This is a genomic window from Sorangiineae bacterium MSr12523 (genome assembly GCA_037157775.1).
Taxonomy (GTDB): Bacteria; Myxococcota_A; Polyangia; order Polyangiales; family Polyangiaceae; genus Pendulispora; species Pendulispora brunnea.
This window is the reverse complement of sequence record CP089982.1, coordinates 4,116,823-4,133,012: the sequence shown is the minus strand read 5'-3', so window position 1 is coordinate 4,133,012 and position 16,190 is coordinate 4,116,823. Positions and strand designations below refer to the sequence as shown.

Annotated in this window: 15 protein-coding genes; 3 read left to right on the top strand and 12 right to left on the bottom strand. The window is 65.4% G+C overall.

Annotated elements, in window-relative coordinates; genetic code table 11:
- Nucleotides 1-5: 5 nt before the first annotated feature.
- The 3 genes from LZC95_16640 to mutY form a co-directional block, all read right to left on the bottom strand.
- Nucleotides 6-1,427 carry a TolC family protein gene (locus LZC95_16640; protein WXA98453.1) on the bottom strand — a complete coding sequence of 474 codons (1,422 nt, stop codon included), beginning with the start codon at nt 1,425-1,427 and terminating at the stop codon, nt 6-8.
- A 99-nt stretch (nt 1,428-1,526) separates the two neighbouring features.
- Nucleotides 1,527-3,011 carry a sigma-54 dependent transcriptional regulator gene (locus tag LZC95_16635; protein ID WXA98452.1) on the bottom strand — a complete coding sequence of 495 codons (1,485 nt, stop codon included), beginning with the start codon at nt 3,009-3,011 and terminating at the stop codon, nt 1,527-1,529.
- Nucleotides 3,008-4,180: an A/G-specific adenine glycosylase gene (gene mutY / locus LZC95_16630; GenBank protein ID WXA98451.1), complete on the bottom strand. Its 1,173-nt coding sequence runs from the start codon at nt 4,178-4,180 to the stop codon at nt 3,008-3,010. Before mutY ends, LZC95_16635 begins: the two co-directional genes overlap by 4 nt.
- Between mutY and LZC95_16625 the strand changes: the two genes are divergently transcribed.
- Complete coding sequence (locus LZC95_16625) at nt 4,181-4,396, top strand: hypothetical protein (protein WXA98450.1); 216 nt, start codon at nt 4,181-4,183, stop codon at nt 4,394-4,396. It begins immediately after the preceding gene.
- 64 nt (nt 4,397-4,460) lie between these two features.
- Here LZC95_16625 and LZC95_16620 read toward each other — a convergent pair whose 3' ends face one another.
- The 8 genes from LZC95_16620 to LZC95_16585 all read right to left on the bottom strand — a co-directional run bounded on the left by LZC95_16620 (nt 4,461) and on the right by LZC95_16585 (nt 13,131).
- A complete protein-coding gene (locus LZC95_16620; GenBank protein WXA98449.1) occupies nt 4,461-6,482 on the bottom strand; it encodes a hypothetical protein in 2,022 nt (673 codons plus the stop codon).
- 30 nt (nt 6,483-6,512) lie between these two features.
- Nucleotides 6,513-7,901, bottom strand: coding sequence for a 2-oxo acid dehydrogenase subunit E2 (locus LZC95_16615; protein ID WXA98448.1), 1,389 nt, complete (start codon nt 7,899-7,901; stop codon nt 6,513-6,515).
- 11 nt (nt 7,902-7,912) lie between these two features.
- The gene (locus tag LZC95_16610) at nt 7,913-8,887 is read right to left on the bottom strand and encodes an alpha-ketoacid dehydrogenase subunit beta (GenBank protein ID WXA98447.1); all 975 of its coding nucleotides are present in this window, start codon (nt 8,885-8,887) and stop codon (nt 7,913-7,915) included.
- 9 nt (nt 8,888-8,896) lie between these two features.
- A complete protein-coding gene (locus LZC95_16605; protein WXA98446.1) occupies nt 8,897-9,691 on the bottom strand; it encodes a hypothetical protein in 795 nt (264 codons plus the stop codon).
- Between the two features lie 95 nt (nt 9,692-9,786).
- Complete coding sequence (locus LZC95_16600; protein ID WXA98445.1) at nt 9,787-10,341, bottom strand: Uma2 family endonuclease; 555 nt, start codon at nt 10,339-10,341, stop codon at nt 9,787-9,789.
- A 26-nt stretch (nt 10,342-10,367) separates the two neighbouring features.
- Nucleotides 10,368-11,747, bottom strand: coding sequence for an NAD(P)(+) transhydrogenase (Re/Si-specific) subunit beta (locus tag LZC95_16595; protein ID WXA98444.1), 1,380 nt, complete (start codon nt 11,745-11,747; stop codon nt 10,368-10,370).
- A complete protein-coding gene (locus tag LZC95_16590; protein ID WXA98443.1) occupies nt 11,744-12,055 on the bottom strand; it encodes an NAD(P) transhydrogenase subunit alpha in 312 nt (103 codons plus the stop codon). The genes LZC95_16595 and LZC95_16590 overlap by 4 nt, the downstream gene beginning before the upstream one ends.
- Nucleotides 12,055-13,131, bottom strand: a complete 1,077-nt coding sequence (locus LZC95_16585) for a Re/Si-specific NAD(P)(+) transhydrogenase subunit alpha (GenBank protein ID WXA98442.1) — start codon at nt 13,129-13,131, stop codon at nt 12,055-12,057. Before LZC95_16585 ends, LZC95_16590 begins: the two co-directional genes overlap by 1 nt.
- A 118-nt stretch (nt 13,132-13,249) precedes the next feature.
- Between LZC95_16585 and LZC95_16580 the strand changes: the two genes are divergently transcribed.
- Nucleotides 13,250-13,453: a hypothetical protein gene (locus LZC95_16580; GenBank protein WXA98441.1), complete on the top strand. Its 204-nt coding sequence runs from the start codon at nt 13,250-13,252 to the stop codon at nt 13,451-13,453.
- 131 nt (nt 13,454-13,584) lie between these two features.
- Here LZC95_16580 and nadB read toward each other — a convergent pair whose 3' ends face one another.
- A complete protein-coding gene (nadB, locus tag LZC95_16575; protein ID WXA98440.1) occupies nt 13,585-15,201 on the bottom strand; it encodes an L-aspartate oxidase in 1,617 nt (538 codons plus the stop codon).
- A gap of 160 nt (nt 15,202-15,361) precedes the next feature.
- Here nadB and LZC95_16570 point away from each other — a divergent pair, with 160 nt between their 5' ends.
- Nucleotides 15,362-16,186: an electron transfer flavoprotein subunit beta/FixA family protein gene (locus LZC95_16570; protein ID WXA98439.1), complete on the top strand. Its 825-nt coding sequence runs from the start codon at nt 15,362-15,364 to the stop codon at nt 16,184-16,186.
- Nucleotides 16,187-16,190: the final 4 nt, after the last annotated feature.

Sequence of the window (16,190 nt, the reverse complement as noted above, 5' to 3'; positions counted from 1 at the left end):
CGACATTATTTCTGCGGAGCCGCCGCGTCCCAACCGGAGACGCGCGCGAGCTCCGACAGCGTAATGTAGTACTCGACCAGCGCCTGAATGTGATTCAGGCGCGAATCGACGAAGCTGCGCAGCGGCTCCATGATCGCGCCTTCCTCCTTGGTGCCGAGATCGATGGCGTCTTGGACGCTGGCAATCCAGCCTTTGGCCTTCTTCTCGGCGCGCGCCCACATTTCTTCGCGCTTGCGCGTCTCCAGCATGGCCGCATAAGCGCTTTCCACTTCGACCCCGATGTTGCCGAGGGTCAAACGCTCGAACGCGCGTGCCTCCTCGAGCTGCGATTCCGCACCGTTCACGCGCGCCTGCGCGGGCATGATATCGAGGTTCCAGCGCGCAGTGAGCGAGCCGTTGTAGGTGAATCGATTGAAGTAATCGACGACCCACGCATTGTTCTGCGTAATCACGCTCGGCGCCGTGGAGTACGACGCGCGCAAATCGATACCGATATCCGGGAAAAGGCGCGCGCGCATCAATTCCAGATTGGCATTGCGCTGCGCAATTCCGGCCCGCGCCGAGCCCACCTCGGCGCGAAAAAGGCGCGCCGCGGAGAGATAGCTCACCACCGGCGCCACGTTCACGTCGGGGCGCGCGAGCGGCTCGTCGGGGATATCGAAGTTCGTTTGCACACCGGTCATGAACCGCAATGCGGCAATGCCGTTCGTCTCGAGCATGTCCGGCGTTCCAGCACGCGCGAGAAGTTGATCGCGGTAGACCTCGAGGCGGATACGGTCGGTCTCCTCGACGCCGGCCTCCCCTCGATCGAGCTTGCCCTGGACGTTCTCGATGGCCTTTTCGAGCTTGCTCCGGACCTCGTTCAAGAGGTAGCGCCCGTCGCGGGCACCCATGATGACGTAATAGGCTTTCCGAACGTCTCGCCGCACCTCCTGGCGAAACTTCTCCAGATCCCACTCGCCCGCACGGACCTGCGCCTCACCGGCCCGCCGCGCCCAATCGATCTTGCCGAAGTGAAAGAGGGGAACGTAGCCGTTGATGGTGAACTGCAGAAACGGATTGAGCCCGTCGGTGAACTTCGTGCTCAAAAGGTTCGCCGGGGCCGCCGTGTAAAACGGCGTACCCTTGATCTCGGGGATGACGCCCAAGGTGGCGGTGGTGTTCCACTGAAAGAACGGCGCCCAGCGGGCCTCGTCGAGCTGCGCGTGGAATGCCGCCAACCGCGCACGCCCGACCCACAGGTTCGGGTGGTTGCGTTCGGTCAGCGAGAGGCACTCGGCAAGCGTGTAGGCCTTGTGCTTCGTGAGCACCAACGGATCCTTGGCGGGCGCAGCCTCTATTTTCTGGTCCTGCTTCTCTTGCTTCTTCTTGTCGTCGTCGTCCTCGAGATCGAACGGCCCCGCGTGCGCCGAACGCGCCTGCGTCACGCAAAGAAGGACTGAAAGGAAGAAGTACCGGATACGGCCCATCCGACTCGCGGGCGGACAGTAGTACGCCGCGGCCGACCTGCCTACCCGTTTGAGCAGCTATTCCCCCGTCTTGCGGCGTTTCACGATGCGCCGGAAGTTCGAGCGATCGAGACCGGCATGGCGCGCCGCCGCGGAAAGATTGCCGCCCGAGCGACTCAGGACCTCGCGCACGTACCCATCGTCGAACGCCTTCATGGCCCGGCGTTTGGCCTCCGCATACGGCAAGGCAAACAGGTCGAAGCGCACGTGGGGCGCCGGCGCCTCCGTCGGTCCTGCGACCCCCGAGAGCCCCGCGAGCGGGCCCTCCGCGACACCTGCGACATGGATGTCACGGCCCTCCCGCGAGCTCGACGGCGCCTGCTGCGCCATTTGCGGAAGATCGCCGAGCTCGATGCGCTCACCCTGGGCGAGCACGAACGCGTGCTCCACGGCGTGTTCCAGCTCGCGCACGTTGCCGGGCCACGCGTAGGCCCTGAGGGCCTCCATCGCCTCCGCGCTGACCCGCTTCGGCGCGCGTCCCATGCGCCGGGCCAGCTTCTGCAACACGTGGTGCGTGAGCAGCACGATGTCGTCTTCCCGCTCGCGCAGCGGCGGCACGTGGATGGGAATGACATTGAGCCGGTAGTACAAGTCGCGCCGGAAGGTGCCCTCGGCGATGCGCTGCTGCAGGTCCACGTTGGTCGCGGCCAGCACGCGCACGTCGACGAAGCGCGTTTCGTCCGAGCCCACGCGCTTGATCTCCCCGTCTTGCAGCGCGCGCAGCAACTTGACCTGCGCGGCCAGCGGAAGGTCGCCCACCTCGTCGAGGAAGAGCGTGCCCGAGTTGCCCGCTTCGAAGAGCCCCGTGCGCGCGCTCTGCGCACCGGTGAAGGCTCCGCGCACGTGGCCGAAGAGCTCACTTTCGACGAGCTCCTTGGGGATCGCGGCGCAATTCACTGGCACGAAGGGACGATCCGCGCGCGCCGAGTGCTGGTGAATCGCACGCGCCACGAGCTCCTTGCCCGTGCCGCTCTCTCCGAGAATGAGCACCGTCGACGTCGCACTCGCCACGCCTTCGATGAGCCGATACACCGCCTGCATCTTGCTCGAGGTGCCGACCAACTCGCCGAAGCGCTCGTGCGCCACGAGCCGCTCCTCGAGCCGCGCCGCGCGCTCGACGAGTCGTTTGTGATCCGCGGCCTTGGTGATCGCGAGGGCGACTGCATCGTTCGAGGCGAACGGCTTCGTGAGAAAGTCGTACGCGCCGGACTTCACCGCGGCGACCGCCGAGTCCACGTCGGCGTGCGCGGTCATCATCACGAACTCCACGTGCGGGTGCGTGCGCTTCGTGTGCTCGAGCACCTCGAAGCCGCCCATCTTCGGCATCATGAGATCGCAGAGAATGACCTCGGGTTCGTTCTGCTCGAGGATCTCGATGGCGCGGTCGCCGTCTTCTGCCATCTCCACGGCGAAGCCGCGCGCGGAAAGAATGCGCGCCAAGCTTCGACGTAGCCCCGCCTCGTCATCCACGATGAGCACGCGCACCATCGCCTCGTCGGTCACTTGGTTGCCTCCCCCTCCGATCTCCCCATGTTCACCTCGATTCCACCGGCACGCAGCACTTTTCGAGCAAGCGTACTCATTCCGCGCCTCATCGCGGAGGTGCGCGCGACGACTTCGATGGCGTCGTACTCCCCGTCCCCCTCATCGAGACTTGCGCCTGCCTGGTTTTGACCGAGCGTTGCATGCGCGCTACGAAGCTCTGCACGGTAGACCTCGACGGTCATTTTTCGGTGCGACAGCACGTGCGTGATTTCGCCGGCGCGCACGGGCACCTCGGCCTTCACACCGGCGAGCGCGAGAAGACGTGCTCCGTCTCCTTCATCTCTGTCGTTGCTTGCATCGAGAGTCGGCGGTTCCCAGAGGCCACCGAAGAGGAGGTCACGCTTGCGCCGTGCGAGGAGCACGCGATCCGCTCCGAGTGTGGCCACGAGCGCCGCGCGCTTCCACGGACGCGGTTTGGCCTTTGGGGCCATGTTCGGCAATCGCTCTGGCTCGCCGCTGGCAAACGCCACGCACATCCCCCGCACCGGGCACGGTCCGCAGCGCGGGGATGACGGCGAGCATACGGTTGCGCCGAGCTCCATGAGCGCTTGATTGAAATCGCCCGCGCGCTCCTGCGGGAGAATGGACTCGGCGATCTGCCAGATGCGTGCGCGTCCTGCCCCGCCGCGCACGTCTTCCTCCACACCGAAGATGCGCGCCAGCACGCGTGCCACGTTGCCATCGACGAGCGGGGCACGCACATCGAAGGCGATGCTCGCAACGGCACCGGCCGTGTACGGACCGATGCCGGTGATGCTGCGCAGCGCCTCCACCTCGCGCGGAAGCTCACCGCCGAAGTCGCGCACGATCTGCTGCGCGCCCGCGTGAAGCATGCGCGCGCGTCGGTAGTAACCGAGGCCGCTCCAATCACCGAGCACTCGCTCGAGCGGAGCCTCGGCCAGTGCGAACACCGTTGGATAGGTCTCCATGAAGCGCTGGTAGTACGGACGCACCGTATCGACGCGCGTCTGCTGGAGCATCACCTCGCTCAGCCAGATCGAATACGGATCCTTGGTTCCGCGCCACGGAAGGTCACGCTTTTCGGCGTCGTACCAGCGGAGCAGCGCGCGCTGCAGTTTGGCGGGTGGTGGTTGCGCGGGCGTGGTTCCGTGCGCATCTTTCCTCACGTGAGCTCGAATCGTCATCTCAATCCCGGTCTCGCCGCCGTTCTTTCGTTCTTCTTCCCCGGCGTCGGCCAGATCTACAACGGCAAGTTCCTCCGCGGGATCTTTTGGCTCATCATCACGCCCGGCGCATGGTTCGCCTCGTGGGGCACGCTCGGGTGGATCTGCCACCTCATCGCCGCGTACACGGCGTACTCCTACGCCAAAGAGCACGGGTAGTTCTCACTCTCCCACCCGTGCCCGTGCCCGTGCCCGTGCCCGCGTATAATTCGGGCACGGGGGATTATCGGGATTTTGAAGGGGTGCCTGAAAACGCGTACTCCAGGGCATACGCCCCCTGGCTTCCACGGCCCTGGCCGTCAATCACCGCAAAATAGGTACCCGCGTCGAGCGTCGTGTCGATGTGCGCCCGGTTCGAGCTCGCGTCGGCGTTGCACGCCACCTCGGGCACACCGCCCCCACCATCGAGGCATGAGCGGCGCAACGCAAGGACGGGGCTGAAGCCCGTCGCCGTCAAATTGAGACGGACACGACCACGGCTGGGCACCACGATGCGGTACACCGCATCCGGAGAGGCCTGGCCGTCGTAGCTGCCGGCACACGAGGCCACGAATTTGTCGCCGCCCCCGGCGGTGGTGCCCTTCGCCGTCTGCCCGTGGCCGAGAAGCTTGGGCGCGCGGCACGCGTTCTCCTGACCGGCCACTTCGCGCATGCGGAAGGCGAAGGAGAATCGGCCGAGCCCGAACGTCGGATCGCCGTCGACGATGAGGTAGTACACGCCCGGCTCGACGGTGCGGTCGATCGAGGCGCTGCACGCGAACTCGGTGCCCACATCGGAGCAATTCTTCCGAAGTGCGAGCACGTGGCTCCCCTCTTGATGATCGAGCTGCGCAACGATGCGCGATCGCTTGGCGACCTCGAGCCGGTAGACCACGTCGGGCGTGCCCGTGCCACCGCAGCGCACCGAGAGATCGTCGCGCGCGAGGAACGTGTCCCCCGAGGCGCTCGCATCGAGGTTGCCCAGCGGCATCGCATCCGCGCAGGTGTCACCCGGCGTGCCGACCTGTCCATTCTCCGGGCCCACCTCGGCAAAGAGCGAGTAGCTGCCGTCGGCCTCGCGATCCGTTGCGTCGGCAACGACCGTGTAACTCCCGGCCTCGAGCATGCCGGCAAAGGTGGCCTCGCCATCGTGAAAGCCCGCGTCGGCGCATGCCATTTCGCTCTTTGCATCGGTGCAGCGCTTGCGCACGTAGAGCACCGTCGAAAAATCGCTGGAGCGCTCCACGATGCGCACGCGCGAACGCCGCGTCAGATCGAATCGATACGGCGTATCGGGTCCTTTCGCCGTATCGCCGCATCCGCTCGAGCGCACGTGATCGTAGAGCCCGCGGGTGGAACCCGAGGTGACGAGCCCCGTCGAAAGAACGCGCGCGCTCTGGCAGACCTCTTCGAGCGTGGGCACGTCGTTCATGACCACGTTCAATTTGAAGGTGCCCGACTCGCTGGAGTACCCGTCGACGAAGAGGTAATACACGCCGGGGTCGAGCTCCTCGTCGAGGTGCGAGTCGTGCTCGTGCGGCGCATCGTCGTTGCACGCGATTTCGGCATCGGGATCCGCGCAATCGTCCTTGCGCAGATAAATGACGCTGTCGAAATGCGGGTTCACGTCGATGGTGACGCGTTTGCGCGCGGTGAGCTCGAAGCGGTAGACGACTTCGCGCGACGTGGAGCTGCTGCACGAGCCTTCGTGCTCGCTCTCGCCGCGCGAGGTGGAGCCCGTGAAGCTCCCCGGTGCGAGCGCGATGGGCGAGTCGCACGTGCCGGTGCCCGAGAGGCTGGCCAGCGCGGACGAGGAGGCCCCGGTGCGCGGGCCGAGGCCCGGACCGCCGGTCCAGGAGGCGGCCATGAATTCGCCGGCGCCGGAGGCCATGCGCACCAGCAAGGTGTACGCACCCGGCGCATCGACGCACGCGCGCAGCACGGCCTGCGAGTCCTTGGTGGCATCGCGCGCGACGACGGCGCCGCTTGCATCGAGCAACGTCGCATCGAGATCGCGCACGCCTTGCCCGCCGAACAGCGCGATGGTGGTGCAATCGGCGGTGAGCTCCACGGGGAAGCGCATCTCGCGCCCCTCGGCCAGCGAGCCGCGCTGGAGCGGTCCCACTTGGGCGAGCCCCATGGCCGCGAACGCATTGTGCAGCGCCACGTAACGCGGCTCGAGCTCGGAACCCCGCGTCGTCGCGCACGCCGCAATGGCCAACGCCACGGCGAGGAGGCAAAAGACGTGAAGTGAGGCGCGTCGCATGAACCGAGCGCCTCACATCCTACAAGGTCGCTACGCCATTTCCAGGAACAGCCGGTCGGGATTTTCCAAAAATCCGATGACGTCGTAGGCGAACGCAGCACCCACGTGCCCGTCCACGATGCGATGGTCGAAGGATAGGGAGAGGAGCATCACCTCGCCAATCACGATTTGGCCGTCCCGGACGACCGGCTTCTGCTTGATCTGGTGGACCCCGAGGATGCCCACCTCGGGGAAATTGATGATCGGCGTGGCGAAAAGCCCGCCCTGTGCGCCCAAGGACGTGATGGTGAAGGTGGAACCGCTCAGATCTTCCACCTTGGACTTGCCTTCCTTGGCCTCGCTCGCGAGCCGGTCGATGTCGCGCGCGATCTCGAGGATGCTCTTTCGGTCGGCGTTCTTCACGACGGGGACGATGAGGCCTGCGTCGGTCGAAGCGGCGATGCCGATATGGAAGTACTTACGGTAGACGAGCTCGTTGGTGCTCTCGTCCAGGGCCGAATTGAGAATGGGGTGCTTGCGCAGCGCCGCAATGACCGCCTTCACGATGAACGGGAGGAAGCTCAGTTTCACGCCCTGGGCGTCGGCCTGCGGCTTGAGGCGCGCACGCAGCGCTTTGAGCGCGGAGACGTCGCACTCCTCGACGAAGGTGAAATGCGCCGCGGTGGTCTTCGACTGCGACATCTTGGCAGCGATGCGCCGGCGCATTCCCGCGAAGGGCACACGCTCCTCGAGCGCGCCCGACGATCCCGCGGGCGGCGAGATCTTCACCGGCTCGCGCGCCGGCGCGTGCGCCTGCGGAGTCGGTGCCGGCGGCGGGGCCTCCTGCGCGGGCTTGGCAACGGCGGCCGCGGGGCCCTGTGCGGCCGCAGGGGCCTGATGCGCAAAGGTCTCCACGTCCTCGCGGGTGACGCGCCCTTGCGGACCGGTCGGCGGTACGCGCTTCAAATCGATGCCCAGATCCCGCGCCGTTTTGCGCGTGGCCGGCGTGGCCAGGGGCTTCTCGTTGAAGTAGGCCGACTCGAGTCCCCCACCTGCTCCTGCGGCGGCCGGAGGGGCCTTTTGCGTCATCCCCGGCAACGTCTCGCGGATGTCCCCCACCGCGGTGGCGGCCGGTCCATCCGTGGCATTCCCATGTCCATTCCCCGAACCATTGGCGTGCGCGGTGGCCGGCGCGGCGCCGCCGACGTCGAAGACCACGAGCGTCGAGTGCACGGCGACGATGTCGCCCACCTTTCCACGCAGCTCGAGCACCGTGCCCGCGCGCGGCACGGCGATGGTGACCGTAGCCTTGTCGGTCATGACCTCGACCATCGGCTGGTCTTCTTTCACCGTTTCGCCCGGTGAAATGAGCCAGTTGACGATTTCGCCCTCGGTCACGCCTTCGCCGATGTCGGGCAGCTTGAATTCCCAGCGAGCCATGAATCTCTCCGTTAAAATCGGGCCGTCTCCAGAACGGCCGGCAAAATCCGGTGGGCCAGAGGCAAATACTCGTTTTCGAGCGTATAGGGAAACGGGGTATCGAATCCCGTGACGCGAATCGGTGGTGCCTCGAGGTAAAGGAAGGCTTTCTCGTTGACGAGCGCGACGAGCTCCGCGCCGAAGCCGCATGTCTTGGGCGCCTCGTGCACGATGACCACGCGCCCCGTCTTCTTCACGCTGGCGACGATGGCCTCGATGTCGACGGGCCAGAGCGTGCGCAAATCGAGGATCTCGCACGAGACCCCTTGTTTTTCCGCTTCGTCGGCGGCCGCGATCGCCTCGTACACCATCGCGCCCCACGCGATGAGCGTGACGTGCTTGCCCTCGCGCACCGTGCGGGCCTTGCCGATTTCGACGAGGTGCTCGCCCTCGGGAACGTCCCCTTTGGCCGCGCGGTAAATGCGTTTCGGTTCGAAGAAGAGAACCGGATCGGGATCGCGGATGCTGGCGAGCAAGAGCCCTTTCGCGTCCTCCGGTGTGGATGGGCAAACGACTTTGAGGCCGGCCACGTGGATGAACAGCGCCTCGGGCGACTGCGAGTGGTAGAGACCGCCGCGGATGCCCCCGCCGACGGGGGTGCGAATCACGACCTTGGCCGCGTATTCGCCACCGGAGCGGAAGCGCATCTTCGCGAGCTCGCTGACGATTTGGTCGTAGGCCGGGAAGATGAAGTCCGAAAATTGAATTTCAGGGACGGGCACCAAGCCGTAGAGCGCCATGCCGATGGCGCAGCCGATGATCCCGCCCTCGGAAAGGGGCGTGTCGATGACCCTTTCGTCGCCGAACTCATCGTACAGGCCAGCCGTCACACGGAAGACACCACCGACCTTTCCGACGTCTTCGCCCAGGACGACGACCCGCGGATCGCGTCGCATCTCGTGACGCAGTCCGTCGTTGATGGCTTGCACCATGTTCTGAGTCGCCATGGTGCAGTCCTACTCCGGACGCCGTCCCGTTGGTATGAAATCGCGCAGCACACGATCGATCTCCGCGTGGGCCTCACCAAGGAGCTTCGCTTCCTGCTCGGCATTGAAAAGGCCGCGCGCCTCGAGGTGGCGGCGCAGCGGCGGGGGCCCGTGCGCGGCATCATCGATGCGGGCCTCCACGAAGGTGGGGCCGAGGCCCGAGAGCGCCCGTTTGCGCGCGTCCGTCACGGCGTGTGCGACCGAGAAGAAGTCCGCCGCCTGGCAAACGATGCTGGCGATGCCGTAGGCGGGCGCGATATCGATGAGCGGTTTTTGGCTGGTGCAGAGGAAGACGACGGGCGCCTTGAAGACGCCGGCGAAGTTGACGCCGTTGTGAAATTCCCCGGTCGTTACGATGTCGTCGGTGAAGGTGACGAGGACCGCGAGCGCGCGGCGCTCGATCTTTGCGGCCCATGCGATGCCGGTCGCTTGGGTGATATGCGCGCCATTGCGCAAATCCGAGGAAACGGTGCGCCGCTCACGCACGTTCCAGGGGTTGCCCCCGCGCCCGAACGCGTGCGCCACGAAGTCGGCCAGCGTGGCACCGCGCGCAAGCGCAAGTGCGGTCTCCGTCCCCTCCCCAACGAGCCAATCGTCCGAGCCCAGCGAGAACGCCGCGCCCGCAAACGCGTCCTCGGTGGCGACCGCGAGACGCCTTGGCAACGCCGCCCCCTTCTGCTCGAGCTCGTCCCGCCGCGCTTCGAACGCCCGCGCCCGCACCACGGCGCGGTACGCCTCGAGCATCTCGGGCAAGCGTGCATCCACGACATCCGAACCAGCGGACGGATCCAAGCGAGGTACGTGCGATCCCACCATCGCGAGGGACCTTACCTCGTTCCCCTCTCACGCCAAAGCAGGACCTACGCGTAAACGGCGTCGACGTTAATGACGCACCCGTGCAGCGTCAAAGACTCGCCGGCTTCCGCCATTTCGTGGATCCAGCGCCCGTGTTGCGGCCTGCCATAGACCTCGATGCGCCGCTCGTGCTGCGACACGAGGACGTATTCCTGCAAGGAGGGGATTCGCATGTAGTGGGCAAACTTCTCGCCGCGATCGTACTTCTCGGTGGAATCGGAAAGTACTTCTACGAGCAGCGCCGGATTGGTGAGCGCCTCTTCGAGCTTGGCCACGCGGTACGTCGCCGGGGATCCGCACACGACGCTTCCGTCCGCGTAGGTGCAGAACTTCGTCTCGGCCACGTAGAGCATCACGCAGGAAGCATAGACTGCGCACTTTCCCTTCAGAGCGATTCCGAGTTCGCCCATGATCGCCCCAACGAGGCGCCCGTGCTCGACGGATTCACGCGACATGTCGTAGACGACACCATCCAGCCACTCATGGCGCATGTCGCTCGTCTCTTCGGCGGCCCAAAAGTCCTCCAAGGAGACGTACGGCTGGGACGGAACATGGGCCATGGCAGGAATGTACCTTGGAGCCGTGCTCAGTGCCCTTCTTTGAGGGCGGCGATGAAGCCGAGCAACGTCTTCTTCGCGTCGCCGAGGACCATCATCGTATTGGGCAGAAAGAAGAGCTCATTTTCGACGCCGGAGAAGCCCGGGTTCATGCTGCGCTTGAGCACGATGATGGAGCGGGATTGTTCGACGTTGAAGACGGGCATCCCGTAGATGGGGCTCCCCGGATCTTTCTTCGCGGCGGGATTCACGACGTCGTTGGCACCGACGACGATGACGGCGTCGGTGCGGGGGAAGTCGTCGTTGATGTTGTCCAGATCGTAAAGCTCGTCGTAGGGCACGTTGGCCTCGGCGAGCAGCACGTTCATGTGACCCGGCATGCGTCCCGCGACGGGGTGAATCGCGTACTTCACCTCCACACCGCGCTTCTGCAGCGAGGCCGCCAGATCCCGCACCGCGTGCTGCGCTTGCGAGACGGCCATGCCGTAGCCCGGAACGACGATGACGTTTTGCGCGGCGCGAAGAACGCCGGCGGCATCGTCGATGGTGGCCTCGTTGAAGGCCACCGCGCTGCCGGTGGGGGCCGCCGACGGCTCGATGGCCGTGCCGAAGGCGCCGAACAGTACGTTGGTGAAGCTGCGGTTCATCGCCTTGCTCATCAAGATGGAGAGCAAGAGACCCGACGAGCCATCGAGCGCACCCGAGATGATGAGGATATTGCTCCCGATGGCGAAGCCCGTCGCCGACGCCGCGAGACCCGCGTACGAGTTCAAGAGCGAGATGACCACCGGCATGTCCGCGCCGCCGATGGGCAGAACGGCCATCACGCCGAGCGCGAAACCGATGCCGCTGGTCGCGTAAAACAGATTCGGCTGCGCGGGCTCGATGATTTGGTACACGAGCATCGCCAGCGAGACGAAGAAGAGCCCGATGTTGACGAAGTTCTGGCCCTTGTAGGTGACCGGCGCGCCGGTAATGAGGCCCTGCAGCTTCCCGAAGGCCATGATGCTTCCGGTGAAGGTGAGAAAGCCGAAGAACGTCTCGAAGCCGAGCGCGCCCGTGGTCAGCCGCGAAACGTGGCCCTCCGTGTGGATGTACTCGGAGACGCCAACCAGCGCCGTCGCCAAGCCGCCGAAGCAGTGCGAGAGCGCGATTCGCTCGGGCATCTTGGTCATCGGAATGCGCAGCGAAATCGCCGTGCCGATGGCCGATCCGAGGCAGATGCCCGCGATGATCCACGTGTAGCTGATGATCTCCTTGTGGAGCAGCGTCGCCACCACGGCGATGAACATGCCCAGCTCGCCCATCACGATGCCGCGGCGCGCCGACTCGGGGGAGCTCAGACCGCGCAGGCACAGGATGAAAAGAACCGACGCGACCAGGTACGCCAGGCTGAGAAGCGGGGTCACGGCTTCTCACCGGCTTTCTCGGCGGGGCCGCGGCGCTTGAACATGCGCAGCATGCGGTCCGTGATCATGAAGCCACCGACCACGTTGATGCTCGCCGCGGTCACCGCGATGAAGCCCAAGATCGTGCTGACCTGATTGTGCTCCGCCCCCGCCGCCACCAACGAGCCCACCAGGGAAATGCCGCTGATGGCGTTGGTGCCGGACATCAGCGGCGTGTGCAGCAGCGGCGGCACGCGCGAGATGACCTGGTAGCCGACGAAGGTCGCCAAGACGAAGATGTAGAGACCGAAAATGAGCTCGCTCGACATCAGAGTCGCTCCTTCACCTTGGGGTGGACGACGTCTCCTGCGTGCGTGATGAGGCACCCGCGCGTGATCTCGTTTTCCAGATCGAGGTGCAGCGCTCCGTCTTTGCACAGATGAAAGAGCAGCTTCTCCATGTTGCGCGCGTACATCTGGCTCGCGTGGATGGCCACGCGGCTCGGCAGATCGAATTCACCGAGGATGTTCACGCCGTGCGCGACCACGCTTTTCCCGGGCTCGGTGAGCGCGCAGTTGCCTTGCTGCTCGGCGGCGAGATCGACGATGACCGAGCCGGGCCGCATCGATTTGACCATGTCCTCGGTCACGAGGATCGGGGCACGCTGGCCGGGAATGAGCGCCGTCGAGATGACCACGTCGGCCTTCTGCACGTGGCGCGCGATGGCCTCGGCCTGCTTGGCCTTGTAGGCCTCCGAGGTCTCCTTGGCGTAGCCTCCCGCCGTTTGCGCGTCCTCGTCGGAGTCGACCTCCACGAAGCGCGCACCGAGGCTTTCCACCTGCTCTTTGACGACGCGGCGCACGTCGAAAGCCTCCACCACGGCACCGAGACGGCGCGCCGTTCCGATGGCTTGAAGCCCGGCAACACCTGCACCGAGCACCAGCACGCGCGAAGGCGCGATGGTTCCGGCGGCGGTCATCAGCATGGGAAAGAACTTCGGGAGCGCCGCCGCGGCCATGAGCACCGCGTAGTAGCCTGCGATGGTCGCCTGCGAGCTGAGGACGTCCATCATCTGCGCCACCGTGGTGCGCGGGATCATGTCCACCGCGATGGTCGTGACCTTGCGCTCCGCGAGCGCACGCACCAAGGGTGCGTTCTGCGCCTGCAAGGGAAAGAGCGGCGAGACGAGCGCGCTGCCCTCACGCAGCTGCGCGATCGACTCCGGTGTCGGCTGGCGCAGTCGCACGATGACGTCGGACGACGCGTAGAGCGCATCGCCCGAGGTCTCGACGGCTGCCCCGCCGGCGCGAAACTCGTCGTCGGAGACGCACGAGCCTGTCCCTGCCCCGCTTTCGATCGACAGCTCGATCTTCTTCGCGGCGAGACGCTTCACGGAGTCCGCCATGAGCGGGACCCGTTTCTCCCCCGGAGTGACCTCTCTCGGTACCCCCACTCTCATGGAGCGGTCGTATCACGTCGCCACTTTCTTGCCCATCTTCTGAAAACTCCGTTAGCCCCGGTGCATGCGCAAGACGGTCCCCTCGCACGTACTCGCTGCCCTCTCCCCGAACGCCGCCGACGTCGAAGGCGCCAAGACCAAACCGTCCCGCCGGAAGCGCGCGGTGAAGTCGAAGGTGCATTCCTCTCCCGCTTTCGACACCGCCTTCGATCGGCTCGCTCGCGCGCTACAGCCCGCCCTGGACGACATCGACGCCGCTTGGGCCTGAGAAGAAGAAGATTGAACAGGGAGGCGGGGAGGCGGGGAGTTTTTTTGGATTTCCAATTGGCTCACTGGGCGGATTGAAAACCCCAAAAACCTCCCCGCCTCCCCGCCTCCCTGTAATTCTTCTCTTCGCCGTTACCGGCCGCGCAGGTGTGCCGGTACGCCTCGCTTCACGACGGTGTCGCGGGCGCCGCGGGGATCGAGTTCGGGGTAGTCGATGTTGTAGTGGAGGCCCCGGCTTTCGCGACGCGCGGAAGCACACTCCACGATGAGTTGCGCCACGGTGGCGATGTTGCGAAGTTCGAGCAAGTCGCGCGTGACGAAGTAGTTCCAGTAGTACTCGCCGATTTCCTCTTGGAGGACGTTGATGCGGCGGGCCGCGCGGCGCAGTCGCTTTTGCGAGCGCACGATACCGACGTAGTTCCACATGAAGCGACGCAGTTCGTCCCAGTTCTGCGTGATGACGACGGCCTCGTCGCTCGTACCTGCCTCGCCCACGTCCCACTCGGGCACATCGGGCCATGGGGCGCTGCGATCGACCGACTTGAGCGCTTCCGCCGCGCGGTGGGCGAAGACCAAGCCCTCCAAAAGCGAATTCGACGCCAAGCGGTTCGCGCCATGAAGACCGGTATGCGCCACCTCTCCGATGGCCCATAGCCCCGGAATCGTGGTGCGACCGTCGAAGTCGGTCGACACACCACCGCATTGGTAGTGCGCAGCCGGCACCACCGGAATGGGCTGCACGGTGATGTCGATGCCGTAGCGCAGACACTCCGCGTAGATGCCGGGGAAGTGCTCTTTGACGAAGCTCGGCTTCTTGTCGGTGATGTCCAGGAGCACGTGCTCGGCACCGGTGCGCTTCATCTCGTGGTCGATGGCGCGGGCCACGATGTCACGCGGCGCCAGATCGGCCAGCGGATGGTGCTCTTTCATGAAGCTCGTGCCATCGAGCCGCCGCAGCACCGCGCCCTCACCGCGCATCGCCTCCGTGATGAGGAAATTCTTGCTCTGCGGGTTGAACAGGCACGTCGGGTGGAACTGGTAAAACTCCATGTTGGCGATTTCCGCCCCCGCGCGGTACGCCATCGCCAGCCCGTCGCCCGTCGCCACGTCGGGGTTCGACGTGTACAGGTACACCTTCCCCGCCCCGCCCGACGCCAGGATGGTGTGGCGCGCCAAAATGGTCACCACCTTGCCCGCGCTCACGTCGAGCACGTACGCGCCGGCGCAAACCTCGGGGCCGCCGTACTTGGCCAGCGTGATCAAGTCCACGCCCATGTGCTCTTCGAGGATGCGGATGCGCGGCTGTGCAGCGACGGCCTCGAGCAGGGCGCGCTCCACCTCGCGGCCGGTCATGTCCTCGGCGTGCACGATGCGCCGGGCGCTGTGGCCGCCCTCGAGATGAAGATCGAGATCCGCGTTGCGATCCGGCGGCGCGCCCGAGGCGCGGTCGAAGCGGGCTCCGATGGATCGAAGCTGCGCGATGCGGCCGGGGCCTTCCTTCACGCAAATCTCGACAGCCTGGGGGTGGTTCAGGCCGGCGCCCGCCACCACGGTGTCTTTGATGTGCGCCTCGAAGCTGTCGTCGGCGTCGAGCACCGCGGCGATGCCGCCCTGGGCGTACTTCGTGTTCGATTCATCGCGCGATCGCTTGGTGATGAGCACCACGTCGCCGTAAGCGGCGGCTTCGAGCGCGAACGTCAGACCGGCTACACCGCTGCCAATGACGAGAAAGTCGCAGGTCGTCTGCATGGTGTCGCGTATTGTGGGGTCTTTTGGCTCAAGCAGATAGTAGCTTCGATTCAAAACCCGGGAAGAGTGCTTGTGGCGTTGACAGGGTCGCGTCTTCCTCTTAAGAACGACTCGGTAACTGAATCGCCATTCATTCACTCCAACTAAGGAGAGCCCGGTCGTGAAAGTTCTCGTCCCCCTCAAGCGCGTCAGCGATCCGGACAACGCCAATAAGATCAAGATCGCCGGCGGCAAGATCGATACGACCGGCCTCGAGTGGAAGCCGAATCCGTTCGACGAGTATGCCGTGGAAACGGCGCTCCGCCTCACGGAAAACGGCACCAACCCAAAGCAGCGCCTCGGTGAAGTCGTCGTCGTCACCTTCGGACCGAAGGAAACCGAGATGACCCTTCGCGCCGCGCTCGCTACGGGCGCCGACCGCGCGATTCGCATCGACGCCAAGGACGAAGACCTCGACGGAGATCTCGTCGCCCGCGCGCTCAAGGCCCTCGTGGAAAAAGAGAAGCCGGACCTCGTGCTGGCTGGCAAGCAGGCCGTCGACGGCGACTCGAACCAGGTCGGACAGCTCTTGGCCGAGTACCTCGGTTGGCCCCAGGCCACCTTTGCGGGCACCATCAAGAGCGAGGATGACAAGTCCCTCGTCGTGGGCCGCGAAATCGACGGCGGCACCCTCAACGTGCGCGTCACCCTCCCCGCCGTGGTCACCGTGGACCTGCGCATCGTGGCGCCGAAGAGCGTCACGTCGAAGCACACGCCCGCCACGCACAACTACGCCGACGGCGTGCGCTTCGCGGCGCTCATGGCCATCATGGCCGCGAAGAAGAAGCCGCTCGCCGAGGTGAAGCTGGCCGATCTGACGACGGATACGGCGCTCAAGATCAAATACAGCGCCTTCGAGCCGCCCGCCGCGCGCAAAGCCGGTGTCAAGGTCAAGACGGTGGCCGAGCTGGTTCAGAAACTGAAGACCGAAGCCAAGGTCCTTTGAGCGA